We start from the raw sequence: 22,041 nt of genomic DNA, 5'->3' as shown, positions 1-22,041 counted from the left end.
TCCTTGGCTGCTCGGCGATTGCCGTGTGATGCAGCCAAAGATGCGCCCTCCTTTCTCCGCCGATAAGATTGCATTATCCGAATGGACTATGCGATATCATGCATGAATGGACCGCGATCTGCTTAGCTACCTACCTGTAATCGTTGCCGTCGCGCGGCGTGGCGGCTTCGCGCCGGCAGCCGCCGAGCTCGGCATGAGCCCGTCAGCGGTCAGCCATGCGGTTCGGCTGGTAGAGGAGCGAATCGGCCAGCCGTTGTTTGCCCGCACCACGCGCAGCGTCTCGCTGACCGAGGCTGGCACCGCGCTTGTCGCTGCGGCGGAGCCGGCGCTGGAAGACATTGCCGACCGGATCGAACGTATCCGCTCTGTCAAAGGCCGGGCAAGCGGACTGCTCAGGATCAACGCGCCGCGTTTGGCGCTGCCTCTGGCGCTGATGCCCATCCTGACGGCGATGGCGGAACGTTACCCTGACGTGACGGTGGAGATCGTCACCGACGAACGTCTGAGCGATATCGTCGGCGAGGGTTTCGACGCCGGCATCCGGCTGGGCGAGATGATCGCCGAGGATATGGTGACGGTGCGACTGACAGGGCCTTTCCGCAGCATCATCGTTGCCTCGCCGGCCTATGTCGGCCGGCGCGGGCGGCCATGGGCGTTGGCCGATCTCGCCGCGCACAACTGCATCGGCTATCGGCTGTTGCGATCACGTGCGCTCTATCGCTGGGATCTGTCCGATCAGGGCAAGGATATCAGCGTCGAGACACGCGGCAGCGTGGTCGTCAGCGATCCGCTGTCGGCAAGGGAAATGGCGCTTGCCGGCATCGGCCTCGCCTATCTGTTCGAGCCGCTTGTCAAGCCCGACATCGAGGCAGGCCGGCTGGTCGAAGTCCTTGGCGAGGCATCGATCGAGGAACCGGGACTGTTCCTCTATTTCCCGCGCCGCGCCGCGATGGCCCCGAAGCTCCGCGCCTTCATCGACACCGCGCAAGAAATCGGCCGGGCATCCTCGCGGATACCCGGCCGAAAAAGCCTTTCAAACGAATAGTTACTTCTTGACCGCTGCCGCGACTTCCGCCGCGAAATCGGTCTCTTCCTTCTCGATGCCCTCACCGAGCGCGAAGCGCAGATAGGCAGCGATTTTGGCTGGCGCCCCGATTTCGCTTTCGGCATCCTTCAGCGCCTTCTCGACGGTAATGTCGGGATTGAGCACGAAAGCCTGCTTGAGCAGCACGACCTCTTCATAGAACTTGCGCAAACGGCCTTCGACCATCTTCTCGATGATCGCTTCCGGCTTGCCGGACTGGCGCGCCTGGTCGGCGAAGATCGCCTTCTCGCGTTCCACTGCGGCCGGATCGAGCTCTTCGGTGGTCAGGGCCATCGGATTGGTGGCAGCGACATGCATGGCAACCTGACGGGCGAAGGCGTTGGCGGCATGCGCGTTGCCTGTCGTCTCGATGGCCACTAGCACGCCGAGCTTGCCAAGGCCGTCGGCGACTGCATTGTGAACGTAGGTTGCGACAGCGCCGTGCTCGACGGTGAGCTTGGCCGAGCGGCGGAAGCCCAGATTCTCGCCGATGGTGCCGACAGCGTCCTTGATGGTCTCGGCGACCGACTTGCCCGAGCCCGGATAGGGAGCGGCGGCAACGGCCTCGGTCTTGCCGCCATAGGCAAGCGCGACCTTCGCGACATTGGCGACGATCTCCTGGAACGCAGCATTGCGGGCAACGAAGTCCGTCTCGGAATTGACCTCGACAATCGCTGCCTCGCGGACGCCGGAATCTACGCCGATCAGGCCTTCGGCAGCGGTACGGCCAGCCTTCTTGTCGGCCTTGGAAATGCCCTTCTTGCGCAGCCAGTCGATGGCTTCTTCAATATTGCCGTTGGTCTCGTTCAACGCCGCCTTGCAATCCATCATGCCCGCGCCGGTCAAGTCGCGGAGTTCTTTGACCTGTGCAGCCGAAATGCTCATTGTCGCCTCTTTGTCTAAATGCACTGACGCACCATCGATTTTCGATGATGCGCCTGGTGCCGGTAGCGCTTACCGCGCCAACATATTGGAAAGATGAAGGCCGCAGCCGGCCTTCGCTACTATGCTTCCGGGGTCTGGGCTGCCGGGCTCTCGGCGGCCGGGGTCTGATCGAGCGCCGGTTCGACCGGAGCCTCGACCGATGCGCCGATATCGACACCGAGCGCGCCCTGCTGACGGGCGATGCCGTCGATAGCTGCCTTGGCGATCAAATCGCAATACAGCTGGATGGCGCGGGCCGCGTCGTCATTGCCGGGGATCGGGAAGTCGATCTTGTCCGGGTCGCAGTTGGAATCGATGATGGCAACGACCGGGATGCCGAGACGCTTGGCCTCGAGAATGGCGATCGCTTCCTTGTTGGTGTCGATCACGAACATCAAATCGGGCGTCGAACCCATATCCTTGATGCCGCCCAGCGCCTTGTCGAGCTTCTCACGCTCGCGGTCGAGGTTGAGGCGCTCCTTCTTGGTCAGGCCCTGAGCCTCGCCGGCCAGCATTTCGTCGAGCTTGCGCAGGCGCTGGATGGAATTCGAGATCGTCTTCCAGTTGGTCAGCATGCCGCCGAGCCAGCGCGAGTTGACATAGTACTGGGCCGAGCGCTGCGCGGCATCGGCGACGATGTCGGAGGCCTGGCGCTTGGTGCCGACGAACAGCACGCGGCCGCCCTTGGCAACAGTGTCGGAAACCTGCTTCAGCGCCTGGTGCAGCAAAGGCACCGTCTGCGAGAGGTCGATGATGTGTATGTTGTTGCGGGCGCCGTAGATATAGGGCGCCATTTTCGGGTTCCAGCGGTGGGTCTGGTGGCCGAAGTGAATGCCAGCTTCCAATAGCTGGCGCATGCTGAAATCAGGCAGAGCCATTCTTATTTCCTTTCCGGTTAGCCTCCACGGACACAGGCATTTTTGGACTTTGTCCTCGAACGCCACCGGAGGTTTCAGCCGGATTTCTCCCGGGCAGACACCAAAGTCCGTGTGTGGAATGAGCGCGCATATAGAGGGGAAGCGCGACAAACGCAAGCGTTGTGGCGTCTTGTGGTTCAGCGTGCGGCGATCAGCGCACCGGTGTCATCGCCGCATCTTCCCCTTCGGCACCCGCACACGCCGGAAAACGGCGACGATCTCCTCGCGGCTGCATTCGATGGCGCCTAACCGCACTGCGCGGTCGCGCTCGAACCCGGTTATGTCATAATGCGGTGCCGATGTCTTCGGCGGTCCTTGGTAGGACGCGCGCTTGATGCCGAGCTGCCCGGCAAAGCGATGCAGCTCGTCGGTGTCGTCTGCCAGCAGATGGCACCAGCGGTGGCCGATCCATTTCCAGATCGCCGCATCGACATAGACCGCCATGAGATTTGCCGCACTCCTTCATCTTGCGCCGACCAACACGCCGCTAACGATGATAGAAGGGATTGGCATAGAAAATGAAGCCGCCGCCGGCCTCGAGTTGCGTCATCGTCCTGGTGACGGTCTCCTGCATCCGGTCGTGCAGTTCGGCGAGTGCCTCCTCGACGGAGCCTTGATAGGCGTGCAAGCCTAGCGGCTCCGGTACCCGGACATAGGCGCGGCGTGGGCCTGCCGGCTGCGGCACGAAACGGTTGATCGTATCGCGCAGCGTACCCTTGCAATAGTCGTTGCGGATCCGCTTCAAATGTTCGGCGATCTCCTCCTGCGTGATGCGCGGATTGGCTGAAGCCCACGGCCCGACACGCTGCAGGCGCTGGATCGTATCTGCCAGCGTTCGGACCTGCTTCTGGTTTTCGGTGCCGTCCATGTTCTCCCGCAGCCAGCGCCGCGACCGGCGCAAAAGCTCGGCAGTGTCGAGCGTGCCGGCGTCGACCGAGACAAGTTCGGCAAGGCGACGGCCGAGTTCGGTCAGCAGGTCCTTTTGACGTGCGTCGTACGAAGCCCGCTCATCGGACCGCAGGCCATATGCAGCCTCATCGCGCGACAGCAAGGTCGCATAGATATGATGGATGCGCTCCGGCAGCGAATCGGCGGCACGGCGTTCGATCTTCAGGCTGTGCTCGACATAGGCGCATTCCTTTGCCAGCGCTGCCTCGACATTCCCCGTGAAAGCAAGCTTCCAGATCACGGGCGCGATCCAAACCTTGAAGTCCGGATCCGTCAGGCGGCCGCGCTTCAGCGCCTCGAACCCCATTTCGACCGCGCCCGGCAGCAGCGGGGCAATGATGTTGGCATGCCAGCCGACACCGCCTTCGGGATGCAGGAGCACGCCGTGCCCCTTCAGCGCCCAGGCCACCGAATGTTCCTTGGCGGCCGCGCTGTTGCCCGGGATTTGCGCGATCAGATTGTTGGCCAACCAGAATTTCTGCATCAGCCGGCCAAGCCCGTTGACGACGCCGTGCGTGGCCCAGGATGCCGCCAGCGGGCTTACCCGCGAGACGACCTCCTTGTCGATCATCCAGTCGGTAAAGAATTCGGGATGGTTGGGCGTGATGAACGTCGCCTTGCCCGCGCCGCAACAAGCCTTCAGCCTTTGCCGGTCATTCTCCGGAAAATCGATGTGGCGGACATTGGCGACGCCGCGCAAACCGGCCAGACGGTTGAATGGCAACAGGTCGCGAAACCCCGGAACGCCGTGCAGCATGACAATCCGGTTGACGAATGTCATAGCGTTGATCAGCGTCGCATTGGGCCGCGGCGCCACAAAAACGTCGATCCTGCTCAACCTGCTCCCCCGCGGCGCATACCGTCATAAGACGTTGATAGGCAATTGCGGCATGCTCAAGTCGATGCGACTTGCCCCGCAAGATTAAGCGCTACCATCCCGGATAGCGGCCGGCGGCTTGCCGTTCACTCGAGCTTATTTAGACGGGCAGGTCTTTGGCTGATCGAACAGCGACAGATTGACCAATTTGCCGGTCATTGAGAACTCGCCATAGTCCATGACGAGATCGCGCGTGATGCCGTTCTTGTGCAGCTTGAAGCTGATCCGGTATTCCGGCACCTCCTCGCCGCCTTTGTCGGCATCATCGAAATAGGCGATGTCGACCGGCCAGTATTTGTCGGTGGCGAGCTTGGCCAGCGCCGGCGCTTCCGGATCGGCATTGTCGGCATCGGCTTGCTTGCCGACGACGACGGTGGTGGTCACCACCTTGTTGGCATCCTCAGAGCCGTCGAACAGGTTGGTTTCGTAGAAACGCTCGCCCTTTTCCGCCTTGCCGATCATTTCGACCATTTGCTGGGTCGGGAACTGGGTCGGCGCGAGTTCCAGGCTGTTCTTCTCGGGCTTGTCGATATCGACCTTGAGACCGTTGGCTTCCTTCGTTGCGGTACCCTTGACCTCCTTGTCGAGGTTCTGGTCGACAAAGGATTTGTTCACGAAGGAGAAGGTCTTGCCCTCGGCATCCTCGAAGGTGGTCATCTGCTGGTCGGTCAGCCTGGTGTTGTCGCTGGTTACGATCTGGGTCACCAAACGGAACTTTACTGTATAGCCCTCGCAAGGCGAGCCGTTGAACTCGTAGACCATGCGGCCGGTGATGCCGGTAATACCGGAACGGTCTGAAGCCTTGTCGAGTGAAATGTCGTAAACAGCACGATGCGCCTGCAGCGCAGGCACCGCAAAAGCGGGAGCCGCCCAGGAAGCCGCTGTCAAGAGAACGGCGTTGAATGCGAGGCGCGTTGTGCGCATGGGGTGCTCCGATCATCGCGGCTAATGGCAGGCCGCATGGAAAGATGGTCCAGCTTAAAAAAAGTCGTGGCGGAAGCGAGGCAAAAATAGCAATTTCGGCCCGGCCTGCGCGGCACCTTCAAGCAATAGGGAAATAGCATGAGCGAAACAATCGAAAAGCGGCTAAGCGATCTCGGCGTGACGCTGCCGGCCGCCGCCGCGCCCGCCGCCAATTACGTGCCCTATTGCCGGACCGGCAATCTGCTGTTCACCGCCGGGCAGTTGCCGCTCAAGGAGGGCAAGCTCCAGGCGAGCGGACTGCTTGGCCGCGATGTCGACACCGCGACCGGCAAGGAAGCCGCAAAATACTGTGCGATCAACATATTGGCCCAGGCTCAGGCGGCACTTGGCGATCTCGAGAAAATCCGTCGCTTGGTGAAGATCACCGTCTTCGTCGCCTCGGCACCGGATTTTGTCGAACAGCATCTGGTTGCCAACGGCGCCTCGGATTTTCTCGCCGCCGTGCTCGGCGATCGTGGCAAGCACGCTCGCTCCGCCGTCGGCACCGCCTCCCTGCCGCTTAATGCCGCAGTGGAAATCGAAGCGATCTTCGAAGTCGAATGACCGGGACTGCAACCATGACCGATCTTTCCTGGCTGACCGCCCGGCCCGTCGCCCATCGCGGCCTCCACGACATGAACAAGACGCGCTGGGAGAACACCCTTTCCGCCTTCGCTGCGGCGGCCGAGCGCGGCTACGCGATCGAATGCGATGTGCACCTATCATCCGACGGCGTCCCCGTCATCATCCACGATGGCGATCTGCGGCGGCTGACCGGCGAGGACGGCTTCGTCTGGCAGCGTACGGCTGCCGAGATCACGGCGCTGAAGGTCGGCGGCACCGCCGACCATTTGCCAACGCTGCAGCAGGCGCTTGATCTGGTCGACGGCCGTGTACCGATGGTTGTCGAACTGAAAGGTGCTGCCGGGCACGACGAAGGCCTGGTCGAAAGCGTCGGCAAGATGCTCAAGCATTACAAGGGCAAGACCGCGATCATGTCGTTCGACCATTGGCTGATCCGCGAGTTCCCGAAATATGCACCCGGCATACCCGGCGGGTTGACCGCCTACGGCAACGACAACCACTTGATCGAGGCGCATTTCGCCATGCTGGCGCATGACATCGCCTTCACCTCCTACGCTGCCGGCGACCTGCCGAACCGGTTCGTCTCCTTCGTGCGAGAGAGACTCGGCATGCCGGTGATCACCTGGACCGTGCACGACCAGCCTGCCGTCGACCTGACCTTCAAATATGCCGACCAGATGACGTTCGAAGGATTCGAGCCCGATCTGGTACGGCTCGCCTGAGCGGGCTTGTATGGGTCCGCAGCGAGCTTAAGTAAGCCTCATGGATCAAGGGGACGACCGCGAAAGACAAACGGAGAATGCGGAGCTGTCGATCCGCATCGCCGCGGGCATCGGCGCCTTTACCAGCGCTGAATGGGACAGCCTCGGCGGCACCACACGCGGCGATGCAGAATACGGCTACAACCCGCTTGTTTCATTCGCTTTTTTGAGCGCGCTGGAAGATTCCGGCTGCGCTGTTCGGCGCACCGGCTGGCAGGGCCATCACCTCAGGCTGGAAACCGCGCGAGGCAAGCTGCTCGGGGCGGTCCCCTGCTATCTGAAGTCGCACAGCCAGGGCGAATATGTCTTCGACCATGGCTGGTCGGACGCGTTCGAACGCGCCGGCGGGCGCTACTATCCGAAGCTGCAATGCGCGGTGCCGTTCACACCCGTCACCGGCCCTCGCCTGCTGGTCGGCAGGGGCGAGGACAGCCCCACCGTCAAGGCCGGTCTTGCGGCCGGCCTGAAGGCGGTGACGGATAAGCTCGGCGTGTCTTCCGCGCATGTTACTTTCGCGCCCGAGGACGACGTCCAGATATTGGCGGCGGCCGGCTTCCTTCATCGCACCGACCAGCAGTTTCACTTCTTCAACGAAGGCTTCTCGAGCTACGACGATTTTCTCGCAACGTTAGCCTCGCGCAAGCGCAAGGCAATGAAGAAAGAGCGGCGCGAGGCCCTCGCCGACGGCATCTCGATCGACTGGCTGACCGGCAAGGATCTGACCGAAAAGGCCTGGGACGACTTTTTCGCGTTCTACATGGATACCGGCAGCAGGAAATGGGGCCGGCCCTACCTCAACCGCGATTTCTTCTCGCTGATCGGCGAACGCATGGCCGACGACATCCTGCTGGTCATGGCCAAACGCAACGGGCGCTACATTGCAGGTGCCATCAACTTCATCGGTTCAGACGCGCTCTACGGCCGCAATTGGGGCTGCATCGAGGACCACCCGTTCCTGCATTTCGAGGTCTGCTACCATCAGGCGATCGATTTCGCCATCTCGCGCAAGCTGAAGGTGGTTGAAGCCGGTGCGCAGGGCGAGCACAAGCTGACGCGCGGCTACCGGCCCGTGACGATGCATTCGGCGCACTACATCGCCCATCCAGGTCTGCGCAATGCAGTGGCCGACTACCTCCAGCGCGAGCGGCGCGAAGTCGAGCGGATGAGCGAATATCTGGAAGAGCACACCCCGTTCCGCAAGGACATGGCGGAGTAGAGTAGCGAGACCCACTCGCTCAGCCACGCGGGCCGCATGGCCGATGTCGGCCGATCGTCTTGCCCGCCCGGAATAGCTTCGCTACACGAGACAGCGAGCCAAGAACCGGAGCGCGCGCCATGGCCGAAGCAACCTATGACAGCAGCAACATCTTCGCAAAAATCCTGCGCGGAGAAATCCCTTCGCACCGCATCTACGAGGATGACGCGGTCATCGTCTTCATGGATGTGATGCCGCAAGGACAGGGTCACACGCTGGTGGTGCCGAAAGCGCCGTCGCGCAACCTGCTTGACGCGGATCCGGCGGCGCTTGGCCCGCTCTTCGCTCACGTCCAGAAAGTTGCGCGGGCCGTAAAGAAGGCCTTCGATGCCGATGGCGTCACGGTTATGCAGTTCAACGAACCAGCTTCGGGGCAGACCGTTTTCCACCTCCATGTCCATGTCATTCCGCGCTTCGACGGCATTCCCTTGAAGCCGCACAGCGGACAGATGGAAAGGCCTGAAGTCCTGGCCGAAAACGCCGGCAAGATACGGATGGCGCTGGCAAGCTGAACCGGCGCAACCGCTCTGGCGGACGCCGGGCGGTTAACCGGAAAATGTCATAAAAAAAGCCCCGCTTCCGGGGCTTTTTTGACTTGCGGATTCGTCAGTTCTTACGCGGCAGTTGCGGCACAAGGCTGCGCTTGCCACCGTCCTTGCCTTTCGGCTCCGGCTTCTGCGCCACCGCCTTTTTCGCGGCGGGCTTCTTCGCCACGGCCTTCTTGGCCTTCGGCACGTCGTCCGGCTCTTCCTTCTTCGGCTTCACCGGCGCCTCATCGGCGAGCGATTCGAGCTTCAGGCCGGTCTCGCCGGTTTCCTTCTTCTCGACGGTGACACGCACCGTGCCGCCCTTCTTGAGCTTGCCGAACAGCACCTCGTCGGCCAGCGGCTTCTTGATGTGCTCCTGGATGACACGGCCAAGCGGCCGGGCGCCCATGTGCTCGTCATAGCCCTTGTCGGCCAGCCATGCGATTGCATCCTGCGACAGGTCGAAGGTCACGCCACGCTCGGAAAGCTGTGCTTCCAGCTGCATGACGAACTTCTGCACCACCTGATGGATGACCGGCACCGGCAGCGAGCCGAACGGAATGATCGCATCGAGACGGTTGCGGAACTCCGGCGTGAACAGCCGGTTGATCGCCTCGACATCGTCGCCTTCGCGCTTGGTCGAACCGAAACCGATGGCCGCGCGCTGCGCGTCGGACGCGCCCGCATTGGTGGTCATGATCAGGATGACATTGCGGAAGTCGATCTGCTTGCCGTTGTGGTCGGTCAGCTTGCCGTGATCCATGACCTGCAACAGGATGTTGAACAGATCCGGATGCGCCTTCTCGACTTCGTCCAGCAACAGCACGCAATGCGGATGCTGGTCGACGCCGTCGGTCAGAAGGCCGCCCTGGTCGAAGCCGACATAGCCGGGAGGCGCGCCGATCAGCCGTGAAACGGTGTGGCGTTCCATATATTCCGACATGTCGAAGCGGATCAGCTCCACGCCGAGCGAGGCGGCGAGCTGCTTGGCCACTTCCGTCTTGCCGACACCGGTCGGGCCCGAGAACAGGTACGAGCCGATCGGCTTTTCCGGTTCGCGCAGGCCGGCCCGCGCCAGCTTGATGGCCGAGGTCAGCGCGGTGATCGCGGTGTCCTGGCCGTAAACGACGCGCTTCAACTCGATGTCGAGGCCTTGCAGCACCTTCTCGTCGTCGGCGGAAACTGTCTTCGGCGGGATGCGCGCCATCGTGGCGATCGTCGCTTCGATCTCCTTGATGCCGATGGTCTTCTTGCGCTTGGCTTCCGGCACGAGCATTTGCGAGGCGCCGGTCTCGTCGATCACGTCGATCGCCTTGTCCGGCAGCTTGCGGTCGTTGATGTAACGCGCCGAGAGTTCGACCGAAGCCTTGATCGCCTCGCTCGTGTAGCGGACCTTGTGGAACTCCTCGAAATAGGGCTTGAGGCCCTTCATGATCTCGATGGCGTCCTCGACGGTCGGCTCGTTGACGTCGATCTTCTGGAAGCGCCGCACCAGCGCGCGGTCCTTCTCGAAGAACTGACGGAACTCCTTGTAGGTGGTCGAGCCGATGCAGCGGATCGCGCCGGACGACAGCGCCGGCTTCAACAGGTTCGACGCATCCATGGCGCCGCCAGAGGTGGCCCCTGCCCCGATCACGGTGTGGATCTCATCAATGAACAGCACGGCGCCGGGATAATCCTCGAGCTCCTTGACGACCTGCTTCAGCCGCTCCTCGAAATCGCCGCGATAGCGGGTGCCGGCCAGTAGCGTGCCCATGTCGAGCGCGAAGATGGTGGCATTGTGCAGCACTTCGGGAACGTCGCCCTCGACGATGCGCTTGGCGAGGCCCTCGGCGATTGCCGTCTTGCCGACGCCGGGATCACCGACATAGAGCGGGTTGTTCTTGGAGCGGCGGCACAGCACCTGGATGGTCCGGTTGATCTCGCTCTCGCGACCGATCAATGGATCGATCTTGCCGGCCTTGGCCTTGTTGTTCAGGTTGACGCAATAGGCAGTCAGCGCGTCCTGCTGCTGCTTCTTCTTGCCGCCTTCCTCTTGCGGCTCGGCCCCGCTCTGGCTGCCTTGCTCGTCGTCGGCGCCGCGCGGCGTCCGCGTCTCGGAAGCGCCGGGGCGCTTGGCGATGCCATGCGAGATGTAGTTGACCGCGTCGTAGCGGGTCATCTGCTGTTCCTGCAGGAAGTAAGCGGCGTGGCTCTCGCGCTCAGCGAAGATGGCGACGAGCACGTTGGCGCCGGACACCTCCTCGCGGCCTGACGACTGCACATGGATCACCGCGCGCTGGATGACGCGCTGGAAACCGGCAGTCGGCTTGGAATCTTCATCGTAGCCGGTGACGAGGTTGTCGAGCTCGGTGTCGATATAGGTGAGGACCGTATGCTTCAACTCGTCGAGATCGACGTTGCAGGCACGCATGACGGCCGCCGCCTCGGTGTCGTCGATCAGGGCGAGCAGCAAATGTTCAAGGGTTGCATATTCATGGTGCCGCTCATTGGCGAGCGTCAGCGCTTGGTGAAGCGCCTTTTCCAGGCCTTGGGAGAAAGCCGGCATGTTACCTCACTTCTTCTCCATCACGCATTGCAGCGGATGCTGATTCTGTCGGGCGAAATCCATGACCTGAGCCACTTTGGTCTCGGCCACCTCGAATGTATAGACCCCGCACTCGCCCACCCCATGATTGTGAACATGAAGCATTATGCGTGTGGCGGCTTCGCGGTCCTTCTGGAAAAAGCGCTCCAGCACGTGGACCACGAATTCCATGGGTGTGTAGTCGTCGTTAAGAATGAGGACCCGATACAGACTGGGCTTCTTGGTCTTGGTTTTTGTGCGCGTGATGACGGCCGTGCCGCGACCGGCCTCATTGCCGTTGCTGCCGTTCTGCATTCGCACCACGTAGCTCGTGGCAGTCAAACCTGTAATCACGTAGTCCTGCCTCTTTCGAATCCTCATGCATGCTCGACATGTAGGTGTTCGATGGACGATTTTAAGCCCTTCTGTTTAGCTGACAATATGGCTAGGTGGCCAAACTTGACCGATTTTTCAAATCGTGAAGACCGCAGGCCCCCGATTTCGAGCTGGCATGAAAAAACCCGGCCGCGCGTTCGCGACCGGGTCTGTCTTTGCAAGCCCAGGGGCCGGCTCGGAATGTTCGTCGAATTTACTTCGCCTTGGCGACGATCGATTCGAACGGCTTGTAGGCTTCCTTGGCGAGTTCGGCATAGAGATCGCCAAGCTTGGTGGCTTCGGTGACGAAGCTCTCATAGGACTGCTTGGCATAGTCGGACTGGATCTCGATCGCCTTGTCCAGCGACTTGGCGGAAAAGAGCTTCTCAACAGCGGCGCTACCGGCTTCGAAGCTTTTCTTGGTGTACTCGCCCGCCTCGGCGGCGATAGCCTGCGCACCCTTGGACAGCGAGGCGAAGCTCTTCAATCCGGTGTCCGCAAATTCCTTGCCGTATTTGCTGAAATCTTCATAGGTCTGGGTCATTTCACGCATTCCCTTGAACGGTTGCCTTGAACGATAGACGCGGCTTGTCCGGGCCGCGTTGTGCAATGCGTGTAAATATATTGTGCAGTGCACAAAAGTCAAGATTCCCGCGGCAATGCGGATCGTGAGCTGCCGGCAATCGCTAAGATTCGAATAAAGAGAAGCTCAATCCCACAGAAAATGGTGAACGCGGCGGTTACCATAAACGGATTGGTAACGCTGCCCGCGTTAGCGTGGCCGGAGGTGAGGCAGGACCCTTTGCCGCCTCCAAGGCAACGGAAATTCAAAGGAACTATCAGTGCGTAAGGCGTTGTCGGGCTTCGTTTCTAAATCCGCGTCCCCCTTCAAAACGATCATGATCCTCGCCATGGCGATGAGCTTCGTCGTCGCGGACGCGGCTTCATCCATGGCGGCCAAGTCGGCGGCCATCGTCATCGATGCCAAGACCGGCAAGGTGCTTTATTCGTCGGATGCCGATGGCCGGCGCTATCCGGCTTCGCTTACCAAGATGATGACGCTCTATCTGACGTTCGAGGCGTTGGCGAAGGGCAGGATCAGCAAGAATTCCCCGGTCGTGTTCTCGGCCAATGCCGCTGCCGAACCGCCGACGAAGCTCGGCGTCAAGCGGGGCGGCTCGGTCACGGTCGAGACCGCGATCCTGTCGATGGTGACCAAATCGGCAAACGATTCCGCAACGGCGCTTGGCGAGATGCTTGGCGGCAATGAAGCCAATTTCGCCCGCATGATGACCGCCAAGGCGCGGGCGCTGGGCATGAGGGGAACCGTTTTCCGCAACGCCAACGGCTTGCCTGATCCCGGCCAGTTCACGACCGCGCGCGACATGGCGATGCTCGGCATCGCCCTGAGAGAGCATTTCCCGCAATATTACGGCTATTTCTCGCAGCGCTCCTTTCTTTACGGGCGGCAGCGCATCAACGGCCACAATCGTCTGCTCGGACGCATCAAGGGCGTCGACGGCATCAAGACCGGTTACACCCGCGCCTCCGGTTACAATCTGGTCTCCTCGGTCTCGGATGGCGATCGGCGCATCGTAGCGGTGGTCATGGGCGGCAGGTCCGGCGGCAGCCGCGACAGCCAGATGGCCGGGTTGATCAATGCCTACATGCCGCAGGCGTCGTCGCGCGGCGGCGGCGTGCTGATTGCCAAGGCCGGCGGCGGCAATCCGATTTCAGCCTTGGCCAAGGTGCTTCTACCGAAGCATGACGCGCCGACACCGGACAGTAAGCCGGACGACGATGCCGTTGCCTCTCTTGTCGAGGAAAATGCGCCCGTCGTTGAAGAGACCGCTCCGGTCGTTCAGGCCAAGAGGGTCAAGACGACGGCTGTGTCGACGGTGGACGACGTGGCGACAGCCCGGGTCGCCGCAGCCTATGCCGAACCGGCGGCAGAGGTCGATCCGGTCAGCACGGCGTCGGTGCCATCCGGCTGGGCAATACAGGTCGCCTCTTCGCCAAAACAGGCCGAAGCGAAGGCTTTCCTCGACAAGGCGACGAAGCAGGCGCCCTCCGTTCTGACCGATGCCTCCGGTTTCACCGTCGCCTTCGACAAGGACGGTGTCACCTATTACCGCGCCCGGTTCGGTGGTTTCGGTTCGAAGACGGCTGCCTGGAAAGCCTGCAACGCTTTGAAAAAGAAGAAGATCGAGTGCTACGCCGTCCCTCAGTAAGCGGCGCGCGAAACGATATCTTTCCCGAAGTTCTGCGTCGAAGGAGACTAGTTGTGATTGGAGAGCAAGACGTCCTTGGCTTCATTGATCCGCGCCGCCAGGAAAGACGTGCCACCGATATCGGGGTGCAGGCGCTGCATCAGGCGGCGGTGCGCCTTGCGGACATCCGCCGCGGCAGCCCCCGCTTCAAGACCAAGGATCTTGTAGGCCTCCTCCTTAGTCATGGCGCCAGAACCTGGCGCAACACCCAGCCCTTCGCCACCATTCGCATCAGCGTCTTTGCGCCAGATGGGAAATCTGCCGTCAAGATACGTCTCTAGCAATTGACGGCTCTCCGGATCGCCGGAGAGTTCGCGATAGAGTTGCTGCAATTCGGCAAGCCCCATCGAGCCAAGCATCTTGCCTTCATGGCGCCCGGCCAGCACAAGGCCTTCGAGGCCGCCGGTATCGTGATCGAGTTCCATCTCAAGCGCCGCCGTACGAACTGTCGAACGCTTGCCTGCCGCCAGTTTGGCTGCCGGCCGATTCATGCGCATGGAGCCGTACCAGGCGAGCGCAGCCGACAGGATCAAGCCGCCGATGCCCTCGCGCCCGACCAGCAGCACGGCGACGCCGACCAGCCCGAGCAGCACAGGTCCAAGCGTCCTCATGCCGCCTGCAAGCTTCGCCGGATCGGCGCGCAGGAAGATGGTGAGCATGCCGAGAAACACCAGAAGCAATGCTACGAAAGCGATAATCGCGCCCATCAGTTTCCGCCGCCCCGCATATGCTCGATCATCAGCCGGTCCTCCGGCCTGCCCCGGGCCTCCAGTGCCTTCAGCCCGCCGGTCGCAAACACGGCGACGGACGAAAGCAGGCCGGCCAACGTCGCGGCAGCCCGCCGATCGAACCGGAACCAGGCCCCTTTCGACAGCCGCGCAATTTCCTTGAACGCCTTTTCCGCAGCGGCATCATGGCCCTCCTGAAAGACGAAGACAGGAACGCCGTGCAGACCGAGGCTGCCGGCCTTTTCGGCCAGATCATCTATGTTTTCTTCCATCGCGTCGCCGATATAGACCAGCGCGTTGACCTTGGCCGCCGCCGTCTGTTTCAGCGCATGGGCGAGCACCTTGCCGATCTGGGTATGGCCGCTGCGGCAGTCGATGCGCGTCATCAGCTGTTTCAGAGCTTCGGTATCGGTGACGAATGCGGACGAGCGGCACTCGCCAAGGCCGCGAAAATAGACAAGTTGAACCTTGAGCGCCCCGGCCTTGCCGACGGCGTCGAACATCTCGGCCTGCAGCGCACAGGCGAGATCCCAGGTCGGCTGGCGGCTCATCGTCGCGTCGAGGGACAGGATCAGCCTGCCTGAACCGGTGGCGGATGCAGCGAGCGTCCTTGCCTGACGGAGAAACGCGTCGATCTCGCCGGTGCTCGATTGTGACTCGACCGGCGCAGGATTGGCCCTTGCAGGCACGGGCTGCTTCTTGTCGCTCATGACATTCAAGATGTGGCGTTGTTCCCCGGCTTGCAAGCCCAGATGAGGCGACCTGGAGGACCTGTGATGATGGCACCTGCGGACAGCGCTTCGGCTGGTGGTCTTGGCGTTGCGTTTCTCGGCGTCAGAGCAGGCCGAGATCGGCAAGCTCACGCCTGAGCTTCGGCGGCATCTCGATCAGCCCGGCTTTGCCCTTGCCGAGATCGGCCGGCGCGTCCGCCGGCTTCAGGTAGCGCCACCCCTGGAATGCACGGCGCGGTTGCCAGTCAGTGCGCACGACCTCGGGATCGAGGATCAGATGGCAACGGCCGATGCCCTCGTCATCGGTGAAGGGCCGGATTTCGGTGATCAGCTGGCGGCATTGGACATTGCCCTTGATCACCCAGTAGAGCGAGCCGCCGCCGGTAATCTCGGCGCTACGCGTCGGCACCATGCGGGTGGTGTGGTAGTGCTCGGCCGGTTCGCCGGCGCGGCGCCGCTCGTCGAGACGGAAGGCAATCCACTCTTCCAGATCCTCGACGCTGTCACAGCCGACGCAAAGCTTTATGAGATTGAGAGACATCGTTTAAGGTTTAGTCCAGCACGCGAACGCGTCAACGGCCTGATCGACTTCTCCACAGTGGTGGTCCAGGCCGCCAGATTGGCGCTCAGCACTCCACGACATTGACTGCCAATCCGCCAAGGCTGGTTTCCTTGTACTTTTCGTTCATGTCGAGGCCGGTCTGGCGCATCGTCTCGATCGCGGCATCGAGCGGCACGAAATGAACGCCGTCGCCCTTGATGGCCAGCGAAGCGGCGGTCACCGCCTTGACGGCACCAAGCGCGTTGCGCTCGATACACGGCACCTGCACCAGCCCGCCGACCGGATCGCAGGTCATGCCGAGATGATGTTCCAGCGCGATCTCGGCAGCATTCTCGACCTGCTCGGGCGTGCCGCCCATGACGGCGCACAATCCCGCCGCAGCCATTGCCGAAGCCGAACCGACCTCGCCTTGGCAGCCGACTTCCGCCCCCGAGATCGAAGCATTGGTTTTGATGATGCCGCCGACGGCCGCCGCCGTCAGCAGGAAATCGCGGATGCTGGGCTGGTCGGCTTCGGGATGGAAATGCAACCAGTAGCGCAGCACTGCGGGCAGAGTGCCGGCCGCCCCATTGGTTGGCGCGGTGACGACACGGCCGCCGGCAGCGTTCTCCTCATTGACCGCCATCGCATAGATCGACAGCCAGTCGTTGGCGAGCAGCGGGTTGGGCCGGTTCTGCTGCCATTGCTCCTGCAGCTTGTCGTGCAGCATCCGGGCACGGCGGCGCACCTTGAGTCCGCCCGGCATGATGCCGTCTTGCGACAGGCCGCGCTCGATGCACCCCTTCATGGCGCTCCAGATGCCATCGAGGCCGGCGTCGAGCTCCCCGCGCGACATCTGCGTCTCCTCGTTGACGCGCTTCATCTCGGCAATGGAAAGCCCGCTTTTCGCTGCCATGGACAGCATTTCGACGGCGTTCTTGAACGGATACGGAACCTTCTTGCCTTCGGTTGTCGCCGAGCCCCTTGCTTTCACCCGCTGCAGTTCTTCCTCGGACACTACGAAGCCGCCGCCGATCGAATAATAGACGCGCCTCAGCAGCAACCGGTCGCCGGCATCATGGGCAGAGAAGGCCATGCCGTTAGCGTGACCCGGCAGCGGCGTCTTGCGATCCAGCACCAGATCCGTTGCCGGGTCGAAACGGTAGGACGGATGGCCGGGCGGCGAAATCCGCTTCTCGGCGGCGATGCGTGCGACGATGCCGTCTGCTAGGTCGGGATCCACCGTCTGCGGCGTCTGGCCGGCGAGGCCGAGCACCACGGCACGATCGGAGCCATGGCCGATGCCGGTATAGGCGAGCGAGCCATGCAGGCTGGCCGCGATCCGGTCGACCTTGGCGCCGGCCGGGCGCGGCCAGTCGTCTCCCGCAATCTCGTCGAGAAACCGCCGCGCGGCCGTCATCGGCCCCATCGTGTGCGAACTCGATGGGCCGATGCCGATCTTGAACAAGTCGAAAACCGAAAGGAACACGTGGGCGTTTTCTCCTGGGACCCTGTTGAGGTCTACATATAGGAATTCCCATGATGTTTTCCGCTGTTTTAAGGACCGCGGCGCTGCACCTGCCGACCTTGTTTGCTCCGGCAGCGACATTCCAGCTTCGGCCATCGAAGCGTTACCGCCGCCTGTGGTAAAAGCAACGCATGAGCGATTCCTTTCACCTATCGACGGCCGACCTTGCGGCGCTGGGGTTCTTCCTTACCGCGTGGGTGCTGCATACGCTCGCCGCCGACGGAATGCTGGTCAGCCGCATGTCGCTGACGAGGGCTATGAACGCGCAGCGCGAGGCCTGGATGCGGACCATGGCCGAACGCGAGATCCGCATCGTCGACACCGCTATCATGAGCGGGCTGCAACAGGGGACCGCCTTCTTTGCCTCCAGTTCGCTGATTGCGATCGGCGGCTGTTTTGCCCTGCTCGGCGCCTCCGATCAGGTTCTGACCGTGCTGAGCGACCTGCCGTTTGGCGCCACGTCCTCACGCGCGGCCTTCCAGACGAAGGTGTTCGGGCTGGTGCTGATCCTGGCCTTTTCCTTCTTCAAGTTCGGCTGGGCTTACCGGCTGTTCAACTATTGCTCGATCCTGATCGGCGCCGTGCCGATTCCACATGGCGAGGCGTCGCGCAATCCGGTCACCGAAACGGCGGTGTGGCGCGCCGCGCGCATGAACATGCTGGCCGGAAAGCATTTCAATTCGGGCCTGCGCGGCGTGTTCTTCTCGATCGGCTATCTCGGTTGGTTCGTCGATCCCACCGTCTTCGTGCTATCGACGCTGCTGCTTCTGGCGGTACTGGTGCGCCGCCAGTTTTTCTCGGCGGCGCGGCAGGCGGTGCTCGGTCAGCCGCCCGGTCCGGGGAAAGGCCGATCGATGCGGCCCGACAGCCAATAGGCGGTGAGCCCTATCCATTCGCGGATCGCAACGGTGGTGACCTCCAGCCAGTCGCCGGGATAAGGCAAGGTGCCGATGCTTTCCTTGCCGGAAGTGCGATAGTCGACCGGCCACGGAACGGTCGAAAAACCGGCTTTGTCGAACAGCGCCTTGGCGCGTGGCATGTGGAAGGCCGAGGTCACCAGCAGCCAGGTCTCGCCCGGTTTCGGCGTCACCAGTTCCCTGGTAAAGACAGCGTTCTCGTAGGTGTTGCGGGATTTGTTCTCGAGGATCAGCCGATCGGCCGCCACGCCGAAAGCGGCAAAAAGACGCGGCGCGGTATCTGCATCGCCTTCGCCGCCGCGGAACGTTTCGATGCTGCCACCGGAGATAACGACTTTCGCTGTCGGGAACCGCCGCGCCAGCACGGCCGCCTCGACCATCCGGTCGCCGCTGGAGTTCATTTCATAGCCGCCACGCACCAGATTGACGGCGCCATCCAGACTGCCGCCAAGCACTATGATACCGTCAACCTTTTCCGGCAGCGGCGGCCTGGGGAAGCGTTCCTCCAGCCGATTGAGCATCATGGGGCCGAGCGGGCTCCATATCGAAACCGCCAGAATGAGGAAGGCAAGAGCGCTGCCGGCGGTCGCCAACCGTCGCCGCCCGAACATCGCCGCGATCAGCCCCGCCAGCAGCAGGAAGATCGCGAGATTCAACGGCTCGACGAAGAACCCGAGAACCTTGGAGACATAGAAGAACATCCCTCACCCCCTCAAGATGAGAAACGATCCTACCACCATTTTTCCGGCTGAAATGTGCCCGCCGCCTGTTCGATGACATGGGCGGTCTGGAACAGCGTTTCCTCGTCGAAGGGCCGGCCGATCAGCTGCAGGCCGAGCGGCAGCCCCTTGGCGTCGAGCCCGGCCGGAACCGCTATGCCGGGCAGGCCGGCCATGTTCACCGTCACCGTAAAAATGTCGTTGAGATACATCTTGACCGGGTCGGCGGCCATGTCCTCGTCGGCGATGCCGAAGGCGGCGGAAGGCGTTGCCGGCGTCAGGATGACGTCGACGCCTGCGGCAAACACATTTTCGAAGTCACGCTTGATCAGGGTTCGAACCTTCTGCGCCTGTAGATAGTAGGCATCGTAGTAGCCGGCGGAAAGCACATAGGTGCCGATCATGATACGGCGCTTGACCTCCCGCCCGAAGCCGGCGGCGCGGGTCTTTTCATACATATCGACAATGTCCTTGCCGGGCACGCGCAAGCCATAGCGGACGCCGTCGTAACGGGCGAGGTTGGACGAGGCTTCGGCCGGCGCCACGATGTAATAGGCCGGCAGCGCATATTTGGTGTGCGGCAGTGAGATATCGACGATCTCGGCACCAGCATCCCGCAGCCAGGCAATGCCTTTCTGCCACAGCGCCTCGATCTCCGCGGGCATGTCGTCGACGCGATATTCCTTGGGAATGCCGACCTTCATGCCCCTGATCGGGCGGCCGATCGCCGCCTCGTAGTCCGGCACCGGCAGGTCGACGGACGTCGTGTCCTTCGCGTCGACCGAAGCCATCGACTTCAACAGGATCGCGGCGTCGCGTACGTCGCGCGCGATCGGCCCGGCCTGGTCGAGCGATGAGGCGAAGGCAACGATGCCCCAGCGCGAACAGCGGCCATAGGTCGGCTTGATGCCGACTGTGCCAGTGAAGGCGGCGGGCTGGCGGATCGAGCCGCCGGTGTCGGTGGCGGTGGCGCCGGCGCACAGGAAGGCCGAGACCGCTGATGCGGAGCCTCCGGACGAACCGCCCGGCACCAGTTGGGCATTGTCCAACGTGCGCGCGGTCCTGGTGCCGCCGGCCGAAACGAAGCCACCCTCGCCCTGATGCGTCGTCGGCATTACCACCGTGTCGAGGCGCGAACGCCGCCACGGGTTGATGACTGGCCCGTAATACGAGGTCTCGTTGGACGAACCCATGGCGAACTCGTCCATGTTGAGCTTGCCGAGCATGACGGCGCCATCCGCCCACAGATTGGCGGTGACCGTCGATTCGTAGCGCGGCTTGAAGCCGTCCAGCACATGGCTGCAGGCCTGGGTGTGGACACCTTCGGTGCCGAACAAATCCTTGATGCCGAGCGGGATACCCTCGAGCGACCCGCCCTCGCCCTTGGCCAGTTTCGCGTCGGAGGCCTTGGCCATGTGGCGCGCCTTGTCGTCGGTGACCACGACGTAGGCATTGAGCGCCGGATTGGCTCGCTCGACCGCCGATAGATAAACCTCGGTGATTTCGGTGGCGGTGATCTCCCTGGAGCGTAATTTGGCGCGGGCCTGCGAAATCGTCAGCTGGGTAAGGTCGCTCATCAGGCAAGGCTCTTTTCGTAAAACACCGACCACTCGGAATCGGGATAATCCAGTACCGGGCCGCAACGCGAAAAACCGGCGCGTTCGTAGACGGTCCAGGCGGCGGGATGACGGTCGCCCGTCTCCAGCACCAGACGCTTAAGCCCTTCTCGGCGCGCCAGCGCCTCGATACGCTCGACAATCTTCGCGCCGATCTTGCGGCCGCGATGCGAAGGTCGCGTATACATGCGCTTGACCTCGCCGACGACAGCATCGTGGCGCTTCAGTGCGCCGCAACCGATGGCAAGGCCGTTATCGCGGGCGATGAAGACGGTCGTGTCGCGGTCCGCCATTTGCTCGACCGTCAAATGGTAGCAATGCTCCGGCGGCGTCAGCTCCAGCAATGTGGCGTTGAGCTCCTCGACCAGCCCGCGCACATCGTCCTGCAGCGGCGTCTCCGTGGCGATCTCGATTGCCATCGGCCAGCTACTCCACGACCTTAGGCACAAGGAAGAAATTCTCTTCGGTCGCCGGCGCGTTGGCGACGATGTCGGCTGCCTTGCCGCCGTCGGTGACGACGTCCTGGCGCTTTTTCATTGCCATCGGCGTGACCGAGGTCATCGGCTCGACGCCGGAAACATCGACCTCGTTCAACTGCTCGACAAAGCCCAAAATGGCGTTCAATTCGCCGGTCATGCGCTCTGCATCCTCCTCGCTCACCGCAATACGGGCAAGATGCGCGACGCGCTTCACGGTTTTTATATCAACGGACATGTTTGTGCCTCGGGGAAAAACCAGCGCTATAGCGGCGCGGCGCGTGCCGCGCAACATGCATCATGCCTTCAACTGCCCTATGGCATCGCCACGCCGTCGCAGAGGAAATAACTGCCGCCGTTGCCGCTCTGCTCGCCTTCGTCGGCGGCAGGCCGAACCGATACCAGGTCGATCTGCTTCGGGCTCATCTGTGTTAGTGAGAGAACATCGGGAAAGACGTAGCCCGGCGCCTGGCATATAGCGGTCACCGCCCAGCTTGGTGAGCGTGTCGCTTTGGTGATCTGCAGGAATTCACAATTATATTCGATGCTTTCCAGGCCATTTGCCGACAGCACGATATTGCCGCCCTCGATCACCGTCTGCAGCGTATCCTTTTTGGCCTGCGCGCAGAGGTCCTCCGATTGCAGATAGACGCCCTCGATGAAATTTTCCGCGGCCAGCGTCGGCGACGCGGCAACCAGCATGGAAAGGCAAAGAGAATTTCTCAAGCGCATC

At 62.2% G+C, this 22,041-nt stretch carries 24 protein-coding genes; 7 read left to right on the top strand and 17 right to left on the bottom strand.

Annotated features, from left to right (window positions below):
* Window positions 1-106: 106 nt before the first annotated feature.
* On the top strand, window positions 107-1,045 hold the full coding sequence (locus NKJ91_RS12220; RefSeq protein WP_352455749.1) for a LysR family transcriptional regulator: 939 nt from the start codon (window positions 107-109) through the stop codon (window positions 1,043-1,045).
* On the opposite strand, the gene tsf is transcribed toward NKJ91_RS12220, so the two are convergent.
* The 5 genes from tsf to NKJ91_RS12195 form a co-directional block, all read right to left on the bottom strand.
* Window positions 1,046-1,969 carry a translation elongation factor Ts gene (gene tsf, locus NKJ91_RS12215; protein WP_352455748.1) on the bottom strand — a complete coding sequence of 308 codons (924 nt, stop codon included), beginning with the start codon at window positions 1,967-1,969 and terminating at the stop codon, window positions 1,046-1,048.
* A gap of 119 nt (window positions 1,970-2,088) precedes the next feature.
* On the bottom strand, window positions 2,089-2,886 hold the full coding sequence (gene rpsB, locus NKJ91_RS12210) for a 30S ribosomal protein S2 (RefSeq protein ID WP_031211288.1): 798 nt from the start codon (window positions 2,884-2,886) through the stop codon (window positions 2,089-2,091).
* A 204-nt stretch (window positions 2,887-3,090) separates the two neighbouring features.
* Window positions 3,091-3,369 (bottom strand): DUF4031 domain-containing protein, encoded by a 279-nt coding sequence (locus NKJ91_RS12205; protein WP_352455747.1) that lies wholly within the window; start codon window positions 3,367-3,369, stop codon window positions 3,091-3,093.
* 43 nt (window positions 3,370-3,412) lie between these two features.
* Window positions 3,413-4,711 (bottom strand): lysophospholipid acyltransferase family protein, encoded by a 1,299-nt coding sequence (locus tag NKJ91_RS12200; RefSeq protein WP_352455746.1) that lies wholly within the window; start codon window positions 4,709-4,711, stop codon window positions 3,413-3,415.
* A 135-nt stretch (window positions 4,712-4,846) separates the two neighbouring features.
* Window positions 4,847-5,674 (bottom strand): cell envelope integrity EipB family protein, encoded by an 828-nt coding sequence (locus tag NKJ91_RS12195; RefSeq protein WP_352455745.1) that lies wholly within the window; start codon window positions 5,672-5,674, stop codon window positions 4,847-4,849.
* 138 nt (window positions 5,675-5,812) lie between these two features.
* On the opposite strand from NKJ91_RS12195, the gene NKJ91_RS12190 reads away from it, so the two are divergent.
* The 4 genes from NKJ91_RS12190 to NKJ91_RS12175 all read left to right on the top strand — a co-directional run bounded on the left by NKJ91_RS12190 (window position 5,813) and on the right by NKJ91_RS12175 (window position 8,826).
* Window positions 5,813-6,277 carry a RidA family protein gene (locus tag NKJ91_RS12190; protein WP_352448812.1) on the top strand — a complete coding sequence of 155 codons (465 nt, stop codon included), beginning with the start codon at window positions 5,813-5,815 and terminating at the stop codon, window positions 6,275-6,277.
* A gap of 14 nt (window positions 6,278-6,291) precedes the next feature.
* Window positions 6,292-7,020 carry a glycerophosphodiester phosphodiesterase gene (locus NKJ91_RS12185; RefSeq protein WP_023674925.1) on the top strand — a complete coding sequence of 243 codons (729 nt, stop codon included), beginning with the start codon at window positions 6,292-6,294 and terminating at the stop codon, window positions 7,018-7,020.
* A 40-nt stretch (window positions 7,021-7,060) separates the two neighbouring features.
* Window positions 7,061-8,275: a GNAT family N-acetyltransferase gene (locus tag NKJ91_RS12180; RefSeq protein WP_352455744.1), complete on the top strand. Its 1,215-nt coding sequence runs from the start codon at window positions 7,061-7,063 to the stop codon at window positions 8,273-8,275.
* Between the two features lie 119 nt (window positions 8,276-8,394).
* Window positions 8,395-8,826 carry an HIT family protein gene (locus NKJ91_RS12175; RefSeq protein ID WP_352455743.1) on the top strand — a complete coding sequence of 144 codons (432 nt, stop codon included), beginning with the start codon at window positions 8,395-8,397 and terminating at the stop codon, window positions 8,824-8,826.
* A 94-nt stretch (window positions 8,827-8,920) separates the two neighbouring features.
* Here NKJ91_RS12175 and clpA read toward each other — a convergent pair whose 3' ends face one another.
* The 3 genes from clpA to NKJ91_RS12160 form a co-directional block, all read right to left on the bottom strand.
* Entirely contained in the window at window positions 8,921-11,389 is a 2,469-nt protein-coding gene (clpA, locus tag NKJ91_RS12170) for an ATP-dependent Clp protease ATP-binding subunit ClpA (RefSeq protein ID WP_352455742.1), read from the bottom strand.
* A gap of 6 nt (window positions 11,390-11,395) precedes the next feature.
* Entirely contained in the window at window positions 11,396-11,722 is a 327-nt protein-coding gene (gene clpS, locus NKJ91_RS12165) for an ATP-dependent Clp protease adapter ClpS (RefSeq protein ID WP_023674921.1), read from the bottom strand.
* Between the two features lie 274 nt (window positions 11,723-11,996).
* On the bottom strand, window positions 11,997-12,326 hold the full coding sequence (locus NKJ91_RS12160) for a phasin family protein (RefSeq protein ID WP_023674920.1): 330 nt from the start codon (window positions 12,324-12,326) through the stop codon (window positions 11,997-11,999).
* Window positions 12,327-12,624: 298 nt separating this feature from the next.
* On the opposite strand from NKJ91_RS12160, the gene NKJ91_RS12155 reads away from it, so the two are divergent.
* Window positions 12,625-14,013, top strand: a complete 1,389-nt coding sequence (locus tag NKJ91_RS12155; protein ID WP_352455741.1) for an SPOR domain-containing protein — start codon at window positions 12,625-12,627, stop codon at window positions 14,011-14,013.
* 47 nt (window positions 14,014-14,060) lie between these two features.
* Here NKJ91_RS12155 and NKJ91_RS12150 read toward each other — a convergent pair whose 3' ends face one another.
* From NKJ91_RS12150 to NKJ91_RS12135, 4 genes are all read right to left on the bottom strand, one after another.
* Window positions 14,061-14,759, bottom strand: coding sequence for a DnaJ domain-containing protein (locus NKJ91_RS12150; RefSeq protein WP_352448805.1), 699 nt, complete (start codon window positions 14,757-14,759; stop codon window positions 14,061-14,063).
* The gene (locus tag NKJ91_RS12145; protein WP_023674917.1) at window positions 14,759-15,490 is read right to left on the bottom strand and encodes a vWA domain-containing protein; all 732 of its coding nucleotides are present in this window, start codon (window positions 15,488-15,490) and stop codon (window positions 14,759-14,761) included. Before NKJ91_RS12145 ends, NKJ91_RS12150 begins: the two co-directional genes overlap by 1 nt.
* Window positions 15,491-15,614: 124 nt before the next feature.
* Window positions 15,615-16,052, bottom strand: a complete 438-nt coding sequence (locus tag NKJ91_RS12140; protein ID WP_352455740.1) for a DUF1489 family protein — start codon at window positions 16,050-16,052, stop codon at window positions 15,615-15,617.
* 85 nt (window positions 16,053-16,137) lie between these two features.
* Window positions 16,138-17,541, bottom strand: a complete 1,404-nt coding sequence (locus NKJ91_RS12135; RefSeq protein ID WP_352455739.1) for an L-serine ammonia-lyase — start codon at window positions 17,539-17,541, stop codon at window positions 16,138-16,140.
* 170 nt (window positions 17,542-17,711) lie between these two features.
* On the opposite strand from NKJ91_RS12135, the gene NKJ91_RS12130 reads away from it, so the two are divergent.
* Entirely contained in the window at window positions 17,712-18,455 is a 744-nt protein-coding gene (locus NKJ91_RS12130) for a DUF599 domain-containing protein (RefSeq protein ID WP_023674914.1), read from the top strand.
* On the opposite strand, the gene NKJ91_RS12125 is transcribed toward NKJ91_RS12130, so the two are convergent.
* From NKJ91_RS12125 to NKJ91_RS12105, 5 genes are all read right to left on the bottom strand, one after another.
* Window positions 18,404-19,198: a YdcF family protein gene (locus tag NKJ91_RS12125; protein WP_352455738.1), complete on the bottom strand. Its 795-nt coding sequence runs from the start codon at window positions 19,196-19,198 to the stop codon at window positions 18,404-18,406. The genes NKJ91_RS12130 and NKJ91_RS12125 overlap by 52 nt on opposite strands.
* Before the next feature lie 29 nt (window positions 19,199-19,227).
* Window positions 19,228-20,793: an amidase family protein gene (locus tag NKJ91_RS12120; protein ID WP_352455737.1), complete on the bottom strand. Its 1,566-nt coding sequence runs from the start codon at window positions 20,791-20,793 to the stop codon at window positions 19,228-19,230.
* Entirely contained in the window at window positions 20,793-21,251 is a 459-nt protein-coding gene (locus NKJ91_RS12115) for a GNAT family N-acetyltransferase (RefSeq protein ID WP_352455736.1), read from the bottom strand. The genes NKJ91_RS12120 and NKJ91_RS12115 overlap by 1 nt, the downstream gene beginning before the upstream one ends.
* A 7-nt stretch (window positions 21,252-21,258) precedes the next feature.
* Window positions 21,259-21,546, bottom strand: coding sequence for an Asp-tRNA(Asn)/Glu-tRNA(Gln) amidotransferase subunit GatC (gene gatC, locus NKJ91_RS12110; RefSeq protein ID WP_023674910.1), 288 nt, complete (start codon window positions 21,544-21,546; stop codon window positions 21,259-21,261).
* Window positions 21,547-21,623: 77 nt separating this feature from the next.
* Window positions 21,624-22,040, bottom strand: a complete 417-nt coding sequence (locus NKJ91_RS12105; RefSeq protein ID WP_352455735.1) for a hypothetical protein — start codon at window positions 22,038-22,040, stop codon at window positions 21,624-21,626.
* Window position 22,041 lies beyond the last annotated feature (1 nt).

The organism is Mesorhizobium sp. M0040 (assembly GCF_040323505.1).
Taxonomy (GTDB): Bacteria; Pseudomonadota; Alphaproteobacteria; order Rhizobiales; family Rhizobiaceae; genus Mesorhizobium.
Note: the sequence above shows the minus strand (reverse complement) of the source record. Positions and strands in the feature narration are given on the sequence as shown.